Here is an 18,616-nt window from a genome sequence, read left to right as displayed (position 1 = left end):
GGAAGATGGATGAACGAACGGAGCACACAGGCCAGGAAAATAGTGAAGGTATAACGGAAGAGATGTTACACAAGTCTGCTTATGAGATTCAGAAGGAAGAAGAGGAGAAAGCGTACAATAAGAAAAAACAAAATGAGATGTCCGACAGCATTGAGGAATCCGTACAATATTGGCAGGAAAACGATGATATCTCCCCACGCATGAGTGAGAACAGATATACACTGCAACAGGTGCTGGGGCTTGGAGAATCGTTCGACGTGAATATGAGGGAAATGGTCCTAGGTGGTAAGCACGTTGGATTGCTGATGATCACCGGCTTCGCCAAGGATGAGATTTTGCTTGAAGTCTTGAAAAGATTAACCTATCTCACGCCGGATGACGTCTCAGGACATGCACTCAAATCCTATTTTGAATGTTACATTCCCCACATTCAGGTGGAAAAAGTCGAGAAGATGAGTGCTGTCATCAACAAGGTCCTTACCGGTATGAGCGCAATGTTCGTTGAAGGAGATCGCTCGGTCTTAATTATGGATACACGGAGTTACCCGGTTCGTTCACCAGAAGAACCTTCATTGGAAAGGGTGGTCCGCGGTTCCAGAGACGGCTTTACAGAAACGCTCCTGACCAACGTGACCTTAGTGCGTCGCAGAATACGCGACCCTGGACTGAAGTTTGAGATCATGCAGGTGGGTCGGAGAACACAAACGGATGTCTGCGTGGTGTACATTGACGATATTGTGGATAAAGTGCAGGTGGATTCAGTCCGGGAAAAAATTCAGCGAGTGGATATCGATGGTATTCCGGCCGCCGACAAGCAGCTGGAGGAAGCGATTATCAACAAGGGCTGGAATCCGTTCCCACTCGTTCGATATTCGGAACGACCGGATGTTACAGCCTCCCATTTGCTGGAAGGGCGAGTCGTCATTTTCGTAGACACTTCCCCGAGTGTGATGATTCTGCCTACGACCTTTTTCGACCTATGTGAGCATGCGGAGGAGAACAGACAGACGGCCTTAATGGGAACGTATTTACGATGGGTCCGTTTTGCAGGGATTCTCATCTCGTTGTTTTTGCTACCACTATGGCTTCTGATGGTTATTGACCCTTCGATTAAACCGATGGGACTCGACTTCATTGGTCCGCAGGAAAATGTAAAGTTACCACTGATTCTACAGTTTCTACTGATCGAACTAGGCGTCGATTTATTACGGATGGCAGCGGTCCATACGCCTACACCTCTGGCATCGGCTATGGGCTTAATCGCGGCCATTCTAGTCGGGGATATCGCGGTGAAAACAGGATACTTTGTCAATGAGGTTGTGCTCTATATGGCCATAGCAGCCATCGGTATGTTTGCCACGCCGAGTTACGAGTTGGGTCTCGCCAATAGGCTGGTCAGGCTGGTTCTGCTAGTCGCTGTTGCGATATTCAAGGTTCCGGGGTTGGTCGTGGGCTGTACATTACTCATATTGGCGCTCACCGTTCACCGGTCGTACAATTCTTCGTATCTCTGGCCTTTTATACCGTTTAATGCAAAGGCCTTGGGCAACTTTTTATTCCGGCTTCCGCTGCTGGAAAATAAAAAACGTCCATCATTCAATAAAACCCGTGACAACACCAAAATGTCCGATGATCCGGACGGGGAACTGCAAAAAAGTAAAAAACACAAATGATCTTCCGAAAAATCCATTCATCTCGCTGCCTAATTTGATATACTGGTGTAAAATCATTGGAATATCAATTGTTCCAGTATATAAAAAGTGAGGAATGCAGATTATGTATTTACATGGTACAAGTAAAATAAATGCGCAAGGGCATCTAGAGATTGGCGGAGTTGATGCAACAGATCTGAAAGAACAATTTGGAACTCCCCTGTACGTTGTGGACGAGCAATTGGTTCGTGAGCGTTGCAGAGAGTACATGGAAGCATTCCGTGCTTCCGGACTTGGCTTCCAGGTTGCTTACGCAAGTAAAGCATTCTGTGTAATGGCGATGTGTGCCCTTGCAGCTGAAGAAGGACTTTCCTTGGATGTCGTATCTGACGGTGAACTGTTTACTGCACTGCAAGCAGGATTCCCGGCTGAGCGCATTCACTTCCACGGTAACAACAAAACGCTGGAAGAGATCGAAATGGCTCTTGATGCAGAGATTGGATGCTTTGTTGTTGATAACTTCAATGAATTGCATCTGTTGCAGGCTGTAGCAGCGGACAAAAATCGTAAAGTAAACATTTTGCTTCGTGTGACGCCTGGTGTTGAGGCACATACGCATGAATATATTTCCACAGGTCAGACGGATTCGAAATTTGGATTCGATATCGGTAATGGTACGGCATTTGAAGCGATTGACTTGGCTTCCAAGCAGTCTAATCTGGTATTGCTCGGTGTGCATTCCCACATCGGTTCCCAGATCTTCGAAGTTGAAGGCTTCCAGATGGCGGTTCAACGTGTTGCTGAATTTGCAGCAAGTGTATATGAGCGTCTTAATGTTGCTTTCAAAGTGGTTAACCTTGGTGGTGGATTCGGAATCCGTTATATCGATGGAGATACGCCACTTGAAGTTGCACAATACGTGAAGGCTATTACAGATGCCGTTAAAAATCATTTTGCTCAAATCGGCTATGCCGTACCTGAGATCTGGGTTGAGCCAGGCCGCAGCATCGTGGGTGAAGCGGGAACAACGCTGTATACCGTTGGAACAAGCAAAGACATTCCAGGCGTGCGTAAATACGTTGCCGTTGATGGTGGTATGACCGATAACCCACGTCCTGCTTTGTATGAATCCAAGTATGAAGCTGTGCTTGCCAACCGTGCGAATGAGGCTGCTCAGGAAACAGTATCTGTTGCGGGTAAATGTTGCGAGAGTGGCGATATGTTGATCTGGGATCTGGACCTGCCAAAAGTGGAAAGCGGCGATCTGCTCGCTGTAGCTTGCACAGGTGCGTATAACTACTCCATGGCGAGCAACTACAACCGGATTCGTCGTCCAGCTGTTGTCTTTGTCAAAGACGGTCAAGGGGATGTCGTGGTACGCCGTGAGACGTATCAAGATATCATCCAGAATGACCTGGTACCAGCGCGCATTGGAAAACAGCCAGTAACTCGCTAATTCGTCAAAAGATAATGCGATTCTGCATTATTCAAGATATAGGGATTTTGCAGTTGAAGCAGATGAAAAGGGAACTTCCTTTTTTGTCTGCTTTTTGCGTATTTGAGCTAAATCATGAAAAAAAGTTGCCGTTTTTTTTGCGATCCAGACATTTTCGGTGTACACTAAGAAAAGTGCTGTAATGCTTGGCCCAGGGTCATGCGTTCTGGCACCATTAACGATGGTCAATACGAAAGGAGTCATTTACATATGGCGAAACAAGCGAAAATTAAATTGGCAAACGGCGGAGAAGTTCTGATCGATCTGTTCGATCAAGAAGCTCCAAACACAGTAGCAAACTTTGAGAAACTGGCTAACTCCGGTTTCTACAATGGTCTTACTTTCCACCGCGTTATCCCGGGCTTTGTAGCTCAAGGCGGATGCCCTAACGGTTCCGGTGCAGGTGGCCCAGGTTACACAATCAACTGTGAAATTAACCCGAACAAACATGAGCGCGGAACACTTGCTATGGCACATGCTGGCCGTAACACAGGTGGAAGCCAGTTCTACATCTGCTACCAACCGCAACCACATTTGGATGGACAACATACTGTATTTGGTAAAGTAACTAAAGGTATGGAGTTCGTGGACGCTTTAGAAGGTAAAGACAAAATGGAAACTGTTGAAGTTGTAGAAGCTTAATACCTTCACCTTAACTGGATCCAAACATGAAGTGCTTCTTTTAATAGAAGCACTTTTTTTATTTTTTACATACTTCAAATCGATAATTAGAAAGGATGAATATAACCTTGGATATGGTTACTCAGCTAAGCTTGTTAAAACAAATTTATAGTGAGCGCACGTTGTGGGATGAAGAATTGCAGGCATCGCGCCATGTCGTTCCGGATAGTCTATCCGTAAAGGATCGAGAAGCGCTTGAGGCAGCCGGGCATGAACCGAATCGCTTTGTACGTCCGCAACATGATGAAACGATTACTGAGCTGAAAAAAGTTGCGAACCAATGGACGATCAATGATGCAGCGCAGGCCTTTGTATCCTCTTTGTGGTCAGCACCCATGATCTGGCGTTCGTTGCTTACAGGCAAGCTTATTGCGAGCAGTATGCCAAGTCATGAACATACGCCATATCCATCTTCGAACACTTGTAAGATCTGCGGATTAAGTGTGGATCAAGCAACTGACACAACGCTGCAATGGTATTGGCGGATGACCAATGGAACCCCGTTGGACGGTGATCCTTTTGGATGCGTGTTGGCACTTCGAGAGCTGGCTACCGCGCAGGAGCTTCCAATACCCAATGAGTACGACCGCTGGACATTCCGTGCGGTGTTAACGGTGCTGCGCGAATTACCTCCCAAAACACGTTACAGCAAGGCAGCAGTAGCGCTCAAGAAGGAACGTCTTTTGCCTACACAGAAGGAATATGCCTACCGTGATTTACTTGAGACGTTAGCTCTGATTGGCATATTGGATACGCAGGAACATCCTGGAATGATCACGGAATTCACCTCATACATGCAGCGTGACGCACGCCCCAATGTGCGGGTTGAAGTGCAGGCCCCTCTGGCGTGGTGGGATTCATCTGTCGGAATTAATGAGAACAACCTGAACAAGATATTTCATGATTTTGATCTGAATAATATATCACTTGCGGATAAGCCTGGTGAGAGTCCAGCTGTAAAGGACACGATCTTAGGGGCATTGGAGAAGAAGAGAAGTGTTCGCGGAAAAGTACCAAAGGCATCACCTGATGCAGGTACCGGGGAGGTACAGTCTGGAGATGTGTATGCTGTTCGGGTCCGGGAAGGTGTATGGGTGACTGTATATTGTCATGAAGTCAGAGACAAGCGCGTCATCGTTGAATATCTGGATGGAGTCTTCCCAGAGATGCCGGGAAAAGCAGATTTGCATGGGACGTTTCGACCGAGAGCGAATGGACGCTGGAAATGCTCGGCTATTGCGATCGATTCCACAAGTTGGGTCAGAAGGGTGGCAAGAGAGTTCCCGCTTCCGACTTCGCCCCTGCAAGAACCTGATCGCACTCCATTCCATAATGCCAAAGAATTAAAGCATATGGCGAGCTGGTGTTTTCCTGATATGTAGAATGATGCGATGGATGTGAAATAGGCCTCCAAGCCAAAACCGTGCCTCTTTGAGAGGAAGCGGTTTTTTGTTGTTTCTTAGCTTATTAAAAGTTAGTATGTGACAAAAAGGAACAAAAAACAATTGATTTTTTGGCATTAAAGTGCTAACATCCAAGTAATAACGAAAGCAATCCTTCAGGGCAGGGTGTAATTCCCTACCGGCGGTGATGCAGGAAGTGTAAGGACCTATGGTGTCCAGCACTTGATGCAAAGTCCGTGACCTGTCTGCCATTGGCAGATGGCTGATCTGGTGTAATTCCAGAACCGACAGTATAGTCTGGATGGGAGAAGGAGAGGTGCAGACCTAACAGGTTTGCATTCAGCAGGAGTATTGCTGCACAGTCACAATTTGTATTGTCTTGCACTGTGCAGGGAAGATCCGGTTACGTCGGACAGTTCCATACATATGCCGCACTATAAAAGCTCTTTACCTGTAATTGATGTTCATTAAGGTATGTGTCTATTTTCACTTGCCCGAAATGAAGTTTTGGGCAAAGTGTTGGCGTGCTGTATCCATTTCACTCCTGCTGGTGACATTTGTCTCTCATCATCCCCATCGAACTGATTGTTCGACGGGGATTTTTTAATAAACAAGACTTTAAACCGCGGGGTGAACGGATTTGGAAATGATCAATGATGAATTTTATATGGCACTGGCATTGGATATGGCGGAACGAGCACAGGGACAGACGGGGATTAATCCGGTTGTTGGATGTGTAGTTGTGAAAGAAGGCCGTATTGTAGGCCTGGGGAGCCATCTGAAACGTGGAACCGGTCATGCAGAGGTGCATGCACTTAACATGGCAGGCAGTGATGCAGAGGGAAGTACGGTATACGTTACACTTGAGCCTTGTAGTCATTATGGCAAGACGCCACCTTGTAGTGAACGCCTGATTCATGAAAAGGTGAAACGTGTTGTGGTGTGTTGTGAAGATCCAAATCCGCAAGTATCCGGCAGGGGTATAAGCATGCTTCGTCAACAAGGCATTGAAGTTGAAGTTGGCGTACTGCGTGAGCGTGGAAGACGCATGAATGAAAAGTTCATTAAATTTATCACAACGGGTCTACCTTTTGTGACACTGAAGACGGCTACTACTCTGGATGGCAAAATTGCTACTCGCAGCGGAGACAGCAAGTGGATCTCTAACGAGCCCGCTCGTGAGATTGTGCATGCCCTTCGTCATCGTCACCAGGGAATCATGGTTGGCGTCGACACGGTAATCGCCGATAATCCGGAACTAACAACCCGTTTGCAAGTCGAAGGCATTAGTCCAGTGCGCATTGTAGTGGATTCCAAGTTACGTCTTCCCGTAGGTGCCAAAATGGTTAAGGATGGTCTTGCTCCAACATGGGTGCTGACAACAGACGAAGCCAGTCCTGAAGCTGCTGAACGTTTGGAAGCCTACGGCGTCGAAATTATACGCTGTGGTCCTGGACCACGTGTGGATCTGTTAAACGGACTTAGCAAGTTGGGTGAGCGTGACATTGGTTCAATTTTGCTTGAAGGTGGAGGCACCTTGAATGGAGCCATGCTGGAGGCAAGGTTGGTCGATCGACTGCTCATGTTTATCGCTCCGAAGATTGTAGGCGGTTATGATACACCTGGAAGCTTCCGCTTCGAGGGTGTGGAACGTATGAATCAGGCGATTCAATTGAATCAGTTGGAGATTGAACAAGTTGGAGATAATATCAGCATTGGCGGTATTCCGGTGTGGCCTGAATAAATAAATGGATTTGAAAGTAGAAAGTTAGGTTCTTTATACTTGAAAAAGGGAGGCGGCAGCATGTTTACCGGTTTGGTGGAAGAAGTCGGTCAGATCCGGCGTATTGGTCGGAAAGGCGAAGCGATGGTCCTGAATATCGGAGCTTCCGCCATCATGGACGATCTGAAGATTGGTGATAGTGTAGCAGTGAACGGTGTGTGCTTAACTGCGACAACGCTCGAAGGTGGAGGTTTTACCGCCGATGTAATGCCTGAAACCTATCGCCATACCAATCTCAGTCAGCTGCAATCTGGCAGTAAAGTTAATCTGGAGCGGGCCATGCAATCAGGCGGTCGTTTTGGCGGACATATCGTTCAGGGTCATGTCGATGGTACTGGAGTGATTGGCAGTATAACACGTGATCAGAATGCAATTGTGTTTGAGATCAAGCCTGATGATCACCAGTTGTTCAAATATCTGATCCCCAAAGGATCGGTTACACTGGATGGCATTAGTTTAACCGTTGTCCATACATCGGATACCGCATTCACGGTTTCCATTATCCCGCATACCATTGGTGAAACTGTACTAAATGTGAAAAAGACAGGGGATACCATTAATATCGAATGCGATATTTTGGGCAAATATGTGGATCATCTGCTCCAGTATGGGAGAGGACATCGGGAGACGGGTGCTGGCAAGCCGCGCAGTATCAGTGAAGATTTTCTCTCCAATCACGGATTTGCATAAATAGAGAACAGAAATTAACTGGAGGTGGACCAATGTCAGAACAATCCATTCTGGACACAATAGAAGAAGCCATATATGATCTCATGCGTGGTAAACCCGTCATTGTTGTGGATGATGAAGATCGGGAGAATGAAGGCGATTTTATCGCTTTGGCCGAAAAGGCGACACCTGAAGTCATTAATTTCATGATTACTGAAGGTAGAGGTCTGGTCTGTGTTCCGATTACACAACAACGTGCGGACGAACTTAACCTGAAACCGATGGTTCAACAAAATACGGATTTCCATGGAACAGCCTTCACCGTTTCTGTGGACCACAAAGATACGACAACAGGTATTTCGGCACATGAACGCTCTATTACCGTGAAAGGTCTAATTGATCCTGAGGCGAAAGCCGGGGACTTCCGTAAGCCTGGTCACATGTTCCCGTTGATTGCAAAAGACGGCGGAGTACTTCGTCGTGCCGGGCACACAGAAGCGGCGGTAGATTTGGCCATTATGTGTGGTTCCTACCCTGCTGGCGTTATTTGTGAAGTGATTAAGGAAGATGGCACGATGGCCAGACTTCCGGATCTGCAGGAGATTGCCCGGAAGCATGATCTGAAGCTGATCAGTATTCAGGACATGATTCGTTACCGTAACGAAAAAGAGCAGCTGGTTCAACGTGAAGTGGCTGTGCGTATGCCAACGGACTTTGGTGAGTTTCAAGCGGTGGCTTATACAAACGCTGTGGACAATAAGGAACATGTGGCTTTGGTCAAAGGAGAAATTGATGGTTCGAAACCCGTACTTGTACGTGTGCACTCTGAATGTTTGACAGGTGATGTATTCCATTCGCATCGTTGTGACTGTGGTCCGCAGTTTGATGCGGCACTCAAACAGATCCACGAGGAAGGCAATGGTGTACTGCTTTATATGAGACAGGAAGGTCGGGGTATTGGCCTGATCAACAAACTCAAAGCCTATAAGTTGCAAGAGGAAGGTATGGATACTGTTGATGCAAACCTGAGTTTGGGTTTTGCTGCTGACTTGCGTGATTACGGAATTGGTGCCCAAATTCTGAAAGACCTTGGGATTCGTCAGATCAGGCTGTTAACTAACAACCCTCGTAAAATTAAAGGTCTTGAAGGATATGGACTTGAAGTCGTAGAGCGTGTCGCGATCCAGATGGAGGAGAACGAGGACAATACGGTTTATCTTCATACCAAGCAAGCCAAGCTGGGGCATATGCTCAAGTTTGATGATATCGAGCAAAACGAACAGTAAATATATTTTAGATGAACAATGTTCACCATGTAATTTATGGAAGAGATTAATTAGGAATTTCCGTTACTTACATTACATTATACCGTTAGGGAGATGACTTGAATGCCACAATTTTTTGAAGGACATTTAGTTTCAGAAGGATCACGATATGGAGTTGTCGTTGGACGTTTCAACGAATTCATTACCAGTAAATTGCTTAGCGCAGCGCTCGATGCATTCAAACGTCACGGCGTTCAGGATGATGAAGTGGATGTAGCCTGGGTTCCAGGTGCGTTCGAAATCCCTTTGATTGCGCAGAAAATGGCAGAGAGCGGCAAGTATGATGCGGTGATTACCTTGGGAACTGTCATTCGTGGATCCACTACGCATTACGATTATGTGTGCAACGAGATGGCTAAAGGGGTAGCAGCAATTAATCTGAAAACTGGCGTGCCTACGATCTTTGGACTGGTTACAACAGAAAATATTGAACAAGCGATTGAACGTGCTGGAACCAAAGCGGGTAACAAAGGTTGGGATGCAGCTACGGCGGCAATTGAGATGGCAAACTTGACGAAACAGCTAAAATAGTGCTTATTTAATAGTAGTGCCCTGCTTTGCGCAGACGAACACGGGAAACCGATTCGGACGGCTTAGCAGGGTTTTGTATTTTTCTGGCGGGAGGATTCGTCTAGTGACGGTAGTTACATACAAACTGGAGACTTTTGAAGGGCCTTTGGATCTGCTGCTTCATCTGATTGATAAGGCTGAAATTCATATCCAGGATATTCCCATCAGCGATATTACCGATCAATACATGGCGTATCTGCATTCGATGCAGGAACTGGAACTGGATATTACGAGTGAATTTCTGGTCATGGCAGCAACATTGCTGTCGATCAAGAGCAAACTTTTATTGCCCAAACCACCGGTCATTGAGGACTTCGAGGATTATGATTATATGGAAGAAGAAGATTATGATCCACGTGCAGAGCTGATTGCGCGTCTGATAGAATATCGCAAGTACAAGGGAATTGCGCGTCATCTTCATGAACGGGAGTGGGAACGCAGTCTTATATTTTCCAAAGAGCCCGAGGATCTGCGCCCCTATATGCCCGTAGAAGCCCAATCGAACCCGGTTGAGGGTTTACACACCTCTGACCTGATTGCAGCATTTCAGAAGGCGCTACGCAAGGCTGAGAAGCGTACAACCGTAACCCGGATCAAACGGGATGAGATTTCGGTTAAGGATCGGATACGGGATGTCATCGGCGCTTTGGAAAGTATGGGGCCGGGTGGCAGACTGTTATTCTCCAAGTTGATGGATGAACATATCTATCGCCATGAGATTGTTGTCACTTTTCTGGCGGTGCTGGAACTGATGAAGATGAAGCAGATTGTCTGTTATCAGGAACGGATGTTTGAGGATATCGTTATGGAGTGGAGAGGGGAAACAAAGAATCATGGATTTTCCGAAATTGAAATCGATTATTGAAGGCCTGCTGTTTTTGTCCGGAGAAGAAGGTCTGAGTATCAAACAAATCGCCGAGATCGTTGACCAGCGAGTGGAGCTTGTAACGGACGCGATTGAGGAGATGATTCATGAATTTTCACAGCAGGGACGAGGTGTACAGATTCTCAAGATCGCTGGTGTAGTTCAGTTGGGCACCTTGCCTGACCACGCTGTATATTTCGAGAAACTGGCATACTCTCCCGCGCGTACGTCCTTATCCCAAGCGGCTCTGGAGACGCTGGCTATTGTAGCGTACCGGCAGCCCATTACACGGGTAGAGATTGAGGAAATCCGCGGTGTAAAATCGGAGCGGGCCATCCATACGCTTGTGAATAAGGATCTGATTATTGAAGTGGGACGAGCCGAGGCGATCGGACGACCAATTCTGTACGGAACAACCAAGTCATTCCTGGATTATTTCGGACTGGCTTCAATTAAAGACCTTCCGGAACCGGGCTTGTTCGAAGATTCCGAAAACCTGGAGGAAGAGACACAACTATTATTCAACAAACTGGATTTGCAACAACTGGAACCGGAAAGTGCTGATCCGGTGGATGATCTAAGTCAATTTGACAACGAAGACGATAATACGGACTCTTCACTCTAATTTGCAAGCTCATACTAACCGACACCCATCAGTGGAGTCGGTTTTTTTGCGCATTGTTTTTAGATAAATGGTGAATAAAACAGTTTCCAAACAAATATCAAATGGGATTTTTAGGTCAGACGTGAATTTTTTCCTATTCAGAGTGCCATACTAGACGAGAAAAGAATTGAGGGCTTGGAGGTAAGGCCTGTGTGGATTTGGCTTGGAGGAATCGGTTTGTTGTTCGCATTGCTGATTGCCGCAGTCCTCATCTCAAATGTTCATGTACATTTTACATTCAGTAAACATAAAAGTGATGATTACGCCAATATTAATGTTCGTCTTCTCTATGGAATTGTGCGGATTAACTATGAGATCCCGAGTATTGTTTTTCGCAATATGAAGGAAGGTTTTCTGGTCAAGACCGAACAATCCATGAATCATTCGAGAGGCGAGGCCCAAGGAAGCGAGCGGGTCAACAAACGCAAAGTCAAGAAGTGGGCTAAAGATGTGAAAATTATGCTTAGGGCAACGGACGCGCTCAAGCTGTGGCTGAAGCAAACACTTACACGCGTACATATGACCCAACTGTCCTGGGCTACCCACATCGGCGTTGGTGATGCAGCATATACAGCGGTGCTGACGGGCTGGGTGTGGAGTATCAAGTCCATTATTATTGGTTTTCTCACCTATCAGATCCGCTTTGATGAAACACCTGTGCTTCAGGTTATGCCGGTATGGTCCGATGAAATGGAATTTAGAACGGAACTTGATTTCAGAGTGAAAATTCGGATTACAGCCGTTCTGATCGCTGGAGTTACACTACTCACCCGTGTGTTTCAAGTCGAAGGCGGATGGCGGATGTGGTTCAAGCTTCTTCAGGAACAGCGCCGCAGGCATAAGGAGAAGCAAAAGAAGAAACTTAGTGGGACAACAGTATAAAAACCCATCATAGTCGGTCTGTTTTTGAGAATGTAAGGTTGGGATTTGGTGAGTGTATTTAAAATGCTTATTACATAAGTCCCTTCAAGTTTGGGGATGATATGGTTAGATCAAACCTAGCTTACATTGAAACTGGAGGGAATTTAAATGTCAGATCATCCAATTCAAGGCTTAATGGAAACCGCAATGGAAAATATCAAGGCCATGGTGGATGTCAATACAATTGTTGGCGATGCAGTCGAAACACCAGATGGTACCGTGATTCTGCCAATCAGTAAGGTGGGATTCGGATTTGCTGCCGGTGGTAGTGATTTTCACGTTAATGGAGAAAGTAGTGGCAAAAGTGGTGCTACGGGTACCTCTGCTGAACATGCGAGTTCAGCTAAAGTAGCTTCTCCATTTGGTGGCGGTAGTGGCGGCGGTGTATCCATACGTCCTATTGCGTTCCTGGTGGTAGGTAAACAGGGGGTACACATTGTACCACTCGATAACTCCACACATCTGTTTGAGAAACTCATTGACTCCACCCCTTATGTTTTGGACCGAATTCAAGGCATGTTCCAACGGAATACAACACCAACGAATACAACAGGTGTACCAGTTACACCAGATCCATCAACCTATAGCTGAATCATTTCGTCATGATCCCTCCCGCATCCAAGCGTGAGGGATTTTTGCTGTTTGTATAGCAGATGGTGAGTGTTTTTTCGGAGGTTTCCGTATTGCATGAGACTTATGTCTATGATCCGCCTAACCTAGACATGAAATAGGTTATTAAAGGGGGAACGTTAATGCACAGAGATACCGTGTTTATGGTTTTGTTTGGCTGGCTGCTATCGGCAGTCGTGTATTTGGTAGGAGGAATTGATCACCTGTTTATTGCCGTGACCATCTTTGTGGGGCTGGATTACATCACAGGGGTGCTGTCTGCATGGTATAGGAAGGAGTTATCCAGCAGGGTTGGATGGTGGGGGCTTGCTCGTAAGTCATTGACATTTGTTTTTGTCATTATTGCACATCAACTGGATATGGTTGCAGGCAATTCCAATGATTTTATGCGAGATGCAATGTTAATGTTCATCATTGGTACCGAAGGAATCAGTATATTGGAGAACATGGGAAAACTGGGCCTGCCTGTACCGAAGTTTATCACTTCAGCACTCTTTAAGCTTCGAGGGAATGAAGATCAAGTTGAAGATAAGGAGAAGATGTCATGATACAGATCACCAAGGATTACATACCTGTGAATAAATACAGTCGGGCCGGACTTAAATTAAAAGCGAAATGTGGAATTGTAATGCATTATACGGCTTCTCCCGGAGCGCCCGCGAAGAACATTAGCAAATACTTTGCAAGTCTGGCACAGCAGGATTCCAATAAAGCAGTGAAAGGTCGTTATGCAAGCGCACACTTCTCGGTAGATCGCACTTCGATATATAACAGTCTCCCGGATGATGAACTAGCCTATCACTGTGGGAGTGCAACATACACGAAGGAAGCGCTAGCCAAACTTGGGACATATCCGAACAATAGTACAGTGGGCATTGAGATGTGCATTGAAAAGGATGGCAGTATCCATGAAGATACATTTAACAACGTTGTAGACCTCGCGGTATACCTAATCAGGGAACGGGGCTTTCCACCCGTCTTCTTCACACATAAAGAAGTGGTTGGATGGAAGGAATGCCCGCTGCCATGGATTAAACAACCAGGTGAATATGAAAGATTTAAGCAAGCAGTACATATAAAATTAAACCCACTGCAAGAAATAGCAGTCACGGAGGATGATGATATGAATACAGTTCTGGATTATGCACAATGGGCCTGGAATGAACTTGATCAGTATATTGGAGATGCCTACAACGACAAGGTGATTGAAGATTGGGCATGGGTAGAGAAGGTACGCAAGAAGAAGTTAACCTATGGAGAGTTGCTGTTACTGAAGGTTTTAATTGATGAGCGCAGACGTAAAAAGTCCTGACCCAAAGTACATCTCAGATAGAGGTTATGCCTGTCTGCTGGTTAACCAAGAGTTAAAGTGTGCTGGATCTTTCAAAAAATAAAAATGTTGTATAATCACGATATGGTCAGGATACTCAAGTTCATATTGGGTCTGAATCGAGAATTCATCGACGACTCCAATAACAGCGAGTTGATTTGTTTCGATCACATGTGTTGGTGTGGGTGAGCTCATACAACCGTCCTTTCGTTAATTAAGTCAGAGTCAACAGGGGCGATGGAGATGTCCATAGTCCCTAGATGACCTATACGAGGCAGGATGGGGAAGGTTAAGATGATCCGGTTCAAAACGGGTTCAAATTCAAAAAAAACCAGAACCCCACGTCGAATGTGATGTGGGGTTCTGGTTATGTAACTACTCTTTTGAGAACGTGTCCAGGGCCTCATCTGTAAGATGGAGTTCTGCGAAAGCCCTGCATATCTTTTGGAAAGATCTAATGGTATTTGTCTCGTACAACATCTCAATGGGATCAAAACCTAACATGACAAGCGAATCCACAAGTTCTGTCTGATCTACTTCTGTATGGTGGAGCGCTTCAAGCATGGTTTCAATAACTGCTAAAAATAAAATGGCTTTATTCACTGTCTCGATTGGTGTCCCCTCCTTCGTAATACTACTAGAATAAGCGGAGGAGGACAGAAAATAACGAGAAATTCCAATTTCTCAGTGATGAATCTATTCAATCTAAAAGTGTGGAGAGAATAACTGGTTGTTGTAAATTAAAATCTGATGATAAGCTCTCCCTTTGTATGTAAGATTAAGCTTTTTCGTTTACTTCGTGGAGAATGGAATCAATTAATTCATCATCAATCAGGGTGCTAGCTTTTTCGAGTGCCAACAGAATACCTTGCGGTTGTTCAAAAAAGACTGTAGAGAGAATAGGGGCAACCTCATCTAAATTAATCTTCTCAGCTTTGACCATACTGATCAAGGCAACAACGATCTCATGTCCCTCCACGTTACCTTCCATAAATCTTGTTCGTAAATGAGTCGCTACTATTTCGGTCTTTGACTGCGAGTACGCCATTACATTTCCCTCCAACGGTTTGAATATCTTAGCAGAGCTCCTCTTCATGCAAGTTTAAACCAGGTTAGATTAGGAGTTATCTTAACAATAATAAGGCAGATAGTTTAAATTATCAACAGCTACTAAGTCAATAAAATCGGATTTGGAATCACAGTTTTATCCAGCAAAAAGACCCGGAGAGGGTCATTTTTTGGGTCTGCCTTCCCAATAATCAGGAAATCCGTTGTAATCCCATGCGTTCAGATTTTCGCTGTCGGCTTGAATGGCAACATCTGCTCCGGAACCAAAGTCAACACCTACGGTGTGCAGTTCTTTCGCTTTAATAACCAGTACCTTGCCGGGTGCACCTGCACACACCAGAGCAAGCTTCCACGGTGTCTGTTGGTAGATATGTTCCATTTGTTTGGATGCTGTGCTCACATGAGACCACGAGGGGCAGTCCACCGTTCCCACGATGCTTGTCCACCCGTATCTCCGCTCCAGAACTTCTCGATATTGCTCGGCCTTGGCTCCGCAGAGCAGAATAGGCATGGTCTTGAATGTTTCATAGAATAACCTGAATCTGGCGATGTAATTATTCTCAAAAGCATAGAAGGTCTCTTTGGGTTCCACCTTGTAATAGGCAAGGCACATATCAAATAACGGCTTGAAATACCAGTGATCTGTCTGGATCAGATGTCCGACGTAATCCGCTTTTCGCAGGCAGTGTACAATAATTTCTCTCGCACTCGCGTTGGGTAAGGTTATCCCGCAATAGGTAGGATCGTTCAACCAGCCGTAATGAGACTTAATGAAATCCATAGTCAGAACGGTATCGTGGGCCAGAATGGTGTTGGAAGCATCCCCAAATCGAACAGAAGCATGGGCTTCTCCATCAGAGGCCATTTGGAACCAGTTGTGGATTAATTCTACACTCCCCAGCATGCAGGTCACCTTCTTTCCATGTGTGAATAATGGTTTCTTTGGTATACATATTCATCAACTCCTTCTGTACTAGAATAGGAAAAACGCTTCGTTCTCTCTCTTCTTTTGAGGAATCACTCTTTTTTTGTTCAATGTGCGAAGGTTATTGAGCAACAGTCTAGACTATGTAAAAAGGGAGAGGGGATGGACTGTGAAAAACGTATTTATAGGTAGTCCTGTACGAAACCGGGCTTGGATTATGGAACGGCACTTGCAATCACTTGAGCAACAAGCAGTGCAGAAGCATTATATGTACATCCTGAATGATAGTGAAGATCAGACGGAGCATATCCTTGATTGTCATCAGATTCCTTATCTGACTCATCATCTGGGGAGAACATATGGTCATATACGTGGACAATATTCCTATCACAACCTGGCGTTGTTGAGGAATATGCTTCTGGATGAGTTTCTGGAATCGGACTGTGATTATCTGTTCTCAATTGATACGGATATCATCATTCCTGAGGGTAGCCTACGGCAGTTAATGGATAATGACAAAGATATATGCGCAATGCTTATACGGAATCACCCAAAATTGAAGGCTCATAATGCCATGAGCGGCGGAAAACATATACCTGAATTCAAAGCGGGTTTGTTCCCAGTAGAACTGACAGGTGCCGTATATTTGATTAAGCGTGAAGTGATCGAAGCAGGGGTTCGATATGGTTCCCATCCAACAGGTGAAGATGCACCATTCTGTGAGCAAGCTAGAAGATTGGGGTTTGAACTGTTTGTAGATACTCGGTTGCGTCCCGTTCATGCCTATGCGGAAGGGGTGGAGTTGATTGCTCAATTGGCTGCTTCGTAGAAAACAACGAGAAAATCCGGTTTTTGAAAGTATAGAAATGACCATTGTCTACCCGCCCGCACTTGACTGGAACCTCTTGTTCCAACGTCCTCAGCAATTGATGACCGCCTTCTCTAATATTCCAGGTATAAGGGCTATCTTTATCAATGAAGAAACGTACAGAAAGCAGACCCGCCCGATTGAAAAGTTAAATGAGGATCTGTTCCTTGTGCAAAAAGGTGTGAACTACGATCACCTGGTGAAAGGAAAGAAGGTACTCTGGTTCTCGAATCCAGGTCAGTACAATTATTCGGATGGACGGAAGTTTGATTTTACCGTATTTGATTACCTTGATAATTCGGCTGATGAGTTTGCTGTGTGGAAATCCTACATCCCGAAATGTTTCGACCGTGCAGATCTTATTGCCACGACTGCCAAGGTGATGTACGAGGCACATAAACATGACGGCAAACCAATCTTTATGTGCCCTAACGGGGCAGATTACCAACATTTTGAGAAAGCGCGGGCAATTCTGCCCAAACCGGCGGACTTCCCCGATGTTCATGATGGGCAAAAGATTGTGGGTTTCCACGGTGCAATGGCATCGTGGGTGGATTATTCGCTGATTACCGCTATTGCAGATAAAGGTTATCGTGTTGTTTTGATTGGAAACAATGCCCTCTATCAAAAAAATATTGTGCATCCCAGTGTGACTTGTCTTCCGCACAAAGATTATAAAGTGCTTCCCGCCTACATTGCTCAATTCGATGTCTGTATCGTGCCATTCAAGCTGACAGAGATGATCCGGGGCTGCGATCCGATCAAGTATTATGAATATTTGTCTGCGGGCAAACCTGTGTTGACGACGCGTATGGAGGAAATTGTTCATAAGTACAGCGATGTAACTTACTTTATGAATCAGCATAATTGCGGGGTGATGTTGGAGAAAGCGATTCGTGAGAATAGTGCTTCCAAAATTGCGGCAAGAGTAAGGGTGGCTAAGTCTAATAGTTGGGATGGCAGGGCAATGGATGCCGTGAAGATGATTAATCAGGTCATAGGAGGTATGAGAAATGAAAAAGGTATTTAAACGAATGTTTGGTAGCCAATCGACTTCACCACCGACAATTGAGCTTGAAGAAATAGAGATTGACGCGACGGAGTTCAATGTTACGACATACACTCCAAACATGGATACAACGATTGTATATCTGCCTGCGATCGATTTCCATAGTGAACGATTCGGGCGTCGACCACAACGGCTGTTAAAAGCACTCGCGGAAGTAGGCTACAATGTAATATATATCAACTCCAGTGATGAGTTCTATCAGGTAGATGCCTTGGAGTATCCCCATCCGGAGCTTCCAAACTTTGTCGTAGCCCGTGTGGGCCATAATGTCCGTACGCTGTTTCAAGGTGATCGCGTAATCTATTGGGTGAACGATAGCCGGCTGGCAAGTTCTGTCGAGACAGCCTATCCTGATCTGGTCGTATTTGATTCGTTGACCGATCCGGATCAGTACGAGAAGCACAAACACAAGATGGAAGCTGTTGCTGACGTTGTCTTCATTACACCCGAGAGAATCTATGAGCATGGCAAATACTGCTCACATGTTCATCTGGTTACTGCCGATGAATTTGAGATCAAAGAACGTGCAGAACAGGTAGCGCAAATTATAGATGCTTTGCCAAACAGAATGACCCCTCTAATGTAGGGGTCTTTTCTTTGACCTTTATTGGACTATTCCTTTTGCAAAGATGACGGTTGCTAATCGTGCTTCAATATATTTCGTTTACATTATCGTTAGGGATTGAAGATAGCGTTCT

Annotated in this window: 21 protein-coding genes and 1 riboswitch; of the genes, 17 read left to right on the top strand and 4 right to left on the bottom strand. The window is 45.4% G+C overall.

Annotated features, from left to right (window positions below; all coding sequences use genetic code 11):
- The first annotated feature begins 5 nt into the window (after window positions 1–5).
- From MHI55_RS20205 to MHI55_RS20140, 14 genes are all read left to right on the top strand, one after another.
- Window positions 6–1,673 carry a spore germination protein gene (locus MHI55_RS20205; protein ID WP_017687644.1) on the top strand — a complete coding sequence of 556 codons (1,668 nt, stop codon included), beginning with the start codon at window positions 6–8 and terminating at the stop codon, window positions 1,671–1,673.
- A 103-nt stretch (window positions 1,674–1,776) separates the two neighbouring features.
- Window positions 1,777–3,108, top strand: a complete 1,332-nt coding sequence (gene lysA / locus MHI55_RS20200; protein WP_017687645.1) for a diaminopimelate decarboxylase — start codon at window positions 1,777–1,779, stop codon at window positions 3,106–3,108.
- A 249-nt stretch (window positions 3,109–3,357) separates the two neighbouring features.
- Window positions 3,358–3,789: a peptidylprolyl isomerase gene (locus tag MHI55_RS20195; RefSeq protein WP_017687646.1), complete on the top strand. Its 432-nt coding sequence runs from the start codon at window positions 3,358–3,360 to the stop codon at window positions 3,787–3,789.
- A 131-nt stretch (window positions 3,790–3,920) separates the two neighbouring features.
- Complete coding sequence (locus MHI55_RS20190) at window positions 3,921–5,210, top strand: hypothetical protein (protein ID WP_256720018.1); 1,290 nt, start codon at window positions 3,921–3,923, stop codon at window positions 5,208–5,210.
- Between the two features lie 168 nt (window positions 5,211–5,378).
- A riboswitch (FMN riboswitch) is annotated at window positions 5,379–5,548 on the top strand.
- A gap of 323 nt (window positions 5,549–5,871) precedes the next feature.
- The gene (ribD, locus tag MHI55_RS20185) at window positions 5,872–6,975 is read left to right on the top strand and encodes a bifunctional diaminohydroxyphosphoribosylaminopyrimidine deaminase/5-amino-6-(5-phosphoribosylamino)uracil reductase RibD (protein ID WP_036607842.1); all 1,104 of its coding nucleotides are present in this window, start codon (window positions 5,872–5,874) and stop codon (window positions 6,973–6,975) included.
- A gap of 60 nt (window positions 6,976–7,035) precedes the next feature.
- Window positions 7,036–7,704: a riboflavin synthase gene (gene ribE, locus MHI55_RS20180; protein WP_036607839.1), complete on the top strand. Its 669-nt coding sequence runs from the start codon at window positions 7,036–7,038 to the stop codon at window positions 7,702–7,704.
- Window positions 7,705–7,736: 32 nt separating this feature from the next.
- A complete protein-coding gene (locus tag MHI55_RS20175; RefSeq protein WP_036672311.1) occupies window positions 7,737–8,969 on the top strand; it encodes a bifunctional 3,4-dihydroxy-2-butanone-4-phosphate synthase/GTP cyclohydrolase II in 1,233 nt (410 codons plus the stop codon).
- A gap of 102 nt (window positions 8,970–9,071) precedes the next feature.
- Window positions 9,072–9,539, top strand: a complete 468-nt coding sequence (ribE, locus tag MHI55_RS20170) for a 6,7-dimethyl-8-ribityllumazine synthase (RefSeq protein ID WP_017687651.1) — start codon at window positions 9,072–9,074, stop codon at window positions 9,537–9,539.
- A 103-nt stretch (window positions 9,540–9,642) separates the two neighbouring features.
- Entirely contained in the window at window positions 9,643–10,443 is an 801-nt protein-coding gene (locus tag MHI55_RS20165) for a segregation/condensation protein A (RefSeq protein WP_036672308.1), read from the top strand.
- Window positions 10,412–11,068, top strand: coding sequence for an SMC-Scp complex subunit ScpB (gene scpB, locus MHI55_RS20160; RefSeq protein ID WP_076251139.1), 657 nt, complete (start codon window positions 10,412–10,414; stop codon window positions 11,066–11,068). Before MHI55_RS20165 ends, scpB begins: the two co-directional genes overlap by 32 nt.
- 189 nt (window positions 11,069–11,257) lie before the next feature.
- Entirely contained in the window at window positions 11,258–11,989 is a 732-nt protein-coding gene (locus tag MHI55_RS20155; RefSeq protein ID WP_076251141.1) for a DUF2953 domain-containing protein, read from the top strand.
- A 147-nt stretch (window positions 11,990–12,136) separates the two neighbouring features.
- A complete protein-coding gene (gene ytfJ / locus MHI55_RS20150; protein WP_036607830.1) occupies window positions 12,137–12,619 on the top strand; it encodes a GerW family sporulation protein in 483 nt (160 codons plus the stop codon).
- Window positions 12,620–12,780: 161 nt separating this feature from the next.
- On the top strand, window positions 12,781–13,206 hold the full coding sequence (locus tag MHI55_RS20145) for a phage holin family protein (RefSeq protein ID WP_036607828.1): 426 nt from the start codon (window positions 12,781–12,783) through the stop codon (window positions 13,204–13,206).
- Window positions 13,203–13,970: an N-acetylmuramoyl-L-alanine amidase gene (locus tag MHI55_RS20140; protein WP_076251143.1), complete on the top strand. Its 768-nt coding sequence runs from the start codon at window positions 13,203–13,205 to the stop codon at window positions 13,968–13,970. The genes MHI55_RS20145 and MHI55_RS20140 overlap by 4 nt, the downstream gene beginning before the upstream one ends.
- 24 nt (window positions 13,971–13,994) lie before the next feature.
- Here MHI55_RS20140 and MHI55_RS20135 read toward each other — a convergent pair whose 3' ends face one another.
- The 4 genes from MHI55_RS20135 to MHI55_RS20120 form a co-directional block, all read right to left on the bottom strand.
- Window positions 13,995–14,183: a hypothetical protein gene (locus MHI55_RS20135; RefSeq protein WP_076251145.1), complete on the bottom strand. Its 189-nt coding sequence runs from the start codon at window positions 14,181–14,183 to the stop codon at window positions 13,995–13,997.
- 180 nt (window positions 14,184–14,363) lie between these two features.
- Window positions 14,364–14,591: a hypothetical protein gene (locus tag MHI55_RS20130; RefSeq protein WP_036607823.1), complete on the bottom strand. Its 228-nt coding sequence runs from the start codon at window positions 14,589–14,591 to the stop codon at window positions 14,364–14,366.
- Between the two features lie 175 nt (window positions 14,592–14,766).
- Entirely contained in the window at window positions 14,767–15,036 is a 270-nt protein-coding gene (locus MHI55_RS20125; RefSeq protein WP_036607821.1) for a hypothetical protein, read from the bottom strand.
- Window positions 15,037–15,219: 183 nt separating this feature from the next.
- Window positions 15,220–15,960: a GT-D fold domain-containing glycosyltransferase gene (locus tag MHI55_RS20120; protein ID WP_076251146.1), complete on the bottom strand. Its 741-nt coding sequence runs from the start codon at window positions 15,958–15,960 to the stop codon at window positions 15,220–15,222.
- Window positions 15,961–16,150: 190 nt separating this feature from the next.
- On the opposite strand from MHI55_RS20120, the gene MHI55_RS20115 reads away from it, so the two are divergent.
- Genes MHI55_RS20115 through MHI55_RS20105 form a run of 3 tightly spaced genes read left to right on the top strand, consistent with a single transcriptional unit; the run spans window position 16,151 to window position 18,504 of the window.
- A complete protein-coding gene (locus tag MHI55_RS20115; RefSeq protein WP_076251147.1) occupies window positions 16,151–16,810 on the top strand; it encodes a hypothetical protein in 660 nt (219 codons plus the stop codon).
- A complete protein-coding gene (locus tag MHI55_RS20110; RefSeq protein ID WP_101313624.1) occupies window positions 16,788–17,879 on the top strand; it encodes a glycosyltransferase in 1,092 nt (363 codons plus the stop codon). Before MHI55_RS20115 ends, MHI55_RS20110 begins: the two co-directional genes overlap by 23 nt.
- Window positions 17,863–18,504 (top strand): hypothetical protein, encoded by a 642-nt coding sequence (locus MHI55_RS20105; RefSeq protein WP_101313625.1) that lies wholly within the window; start codon window positions 17,863–17,865, stop codon window positions 18,502–18,504. The genes MHI55_RS20110 and MHI55_RS20105 overlap by 17 nt, the downstream gene beginning before the upstream one ends.
- The last annotated feature ends 112 nt before the right edge of the window (window positions 18,505–18,616 follow it).

Origin of the sequence: Paenibacillus sp. FSL E2-0151 (assembly GCF_037993015.1) — a bacterium.
In the GTDB taxonomy this organism is placed as follows: Bacteria; Bacillota; Bacilli; order Paenibacillales; family Paenibacillaceae; genus Paenibacillus; species Paenibacillus amylolyticus.
Note: the sequence above shows the minus strand (reverse complement) of the source record. Positions and strands in the feature narration are given on the sequence as shown.

What these genes read in the sequence shown, in the direction of transcription:
- MHI55_RS20205 (WP_017687644.1), top strand. Translation starts at nt 6, where the DNA reads ATGGATGAACGAACGGAGCACACAGGCCAGGAAAATAGTGAAGGTATA.
- lysA (WP_017687645.1), top strand. Translation starts at nt 1,777, where the DNA reads ATGTATTTACATGGTACAAGTAAAATAAATGCGCAAGGGCATCTAGAG.
- MHI55_RS20195 (WP_017687646.1), top strand. Translation starts at nt 3,358, where the DNA reads ATGGCGAAACAAGCGAAAATTAAATTGGCAAACGGCGGAGAAGTTCTG.
- ribE (WP_036607839.1), top strand. Translation starts at nt 7,036, where the DNA reads ATGTTTACCGGTTTGGTGGAAGAAGTCGGTCAGATCCGGCGTATTGGT.
- MHI55_RS20175 (WP_036672311.1), top strand. Translation starts at nt 7,737, where the DNA reads ATGTCAGAACAATCCATTCTGGACACAATAGAAGAAGCCATATATGAT.
- ribE (WP_017687651.1), top strand. Translation starts at nt 9,072, where the DNA reads ATGCCACAATTTTTTGAAGGACATTTAGTTTCAGAAGGATCACGATAT.
- scpB (WP_076251139.1), top strand. Translation starts at nt 10,412, where the DNA reads ATGGATTTTCCGAAATTGAAATCGATTATTGAAGGCCTGCTGTTTTTG.
- ytfJ (WP_036607830.1), top strand. Translation starts at nt 12,137, where the DNA reads ATGTCAGATCATCCAATTCAAGGCTTAATGGAAACCGCAATGGAAAAT.
- MHI55_RS20145 (WP_036607828.1), top strand. Translation starts at nt 12,781, where the DNA reads ATGCACAGAGATACCGTGTTTATGGTTTTGTTTGGCTGGCTGCTATCG.
- MHI55_RS20140 (WP_076251143.1), top strand. Translation starts at nt 13,203, where the DNA reads ATGATACAGATCACCAAGGATTACATACCTGTGAATAAATACAGTCGG.
- MHI55_RS20135 (WP_076251145.1), bottom strand. Translation starts at nt 14,183, where the DNA reads ATGAGCTCACCCACACCAACACATGTGATCGAAACAAATCAACTCGCT.
- MHI55_RS20125 (WP_036607821.1), bottom strand. Translation starts at nt 15,036, where the DNA reads ATGGCGTACTCGCAGTCAAAGACCGAAATAGTAGCGACTCATTTACGA.
- MHI55_RS20120 (WP_076251146.1), bottom strand. Translation starts at nt 15,960, where the DNA reads ATGCTGGGGAGTGTAGAATTAATCCACAACTGGTTCCAAATGGCCTCT.
- MHI55_RS20105 (WP_101313625.1), top strand. Translation starts at nt 17,863, where the DNA reads ATGAAAAAGGTATTTAAACGAATGTTTGGTAGCCAATCGACTTCACCA.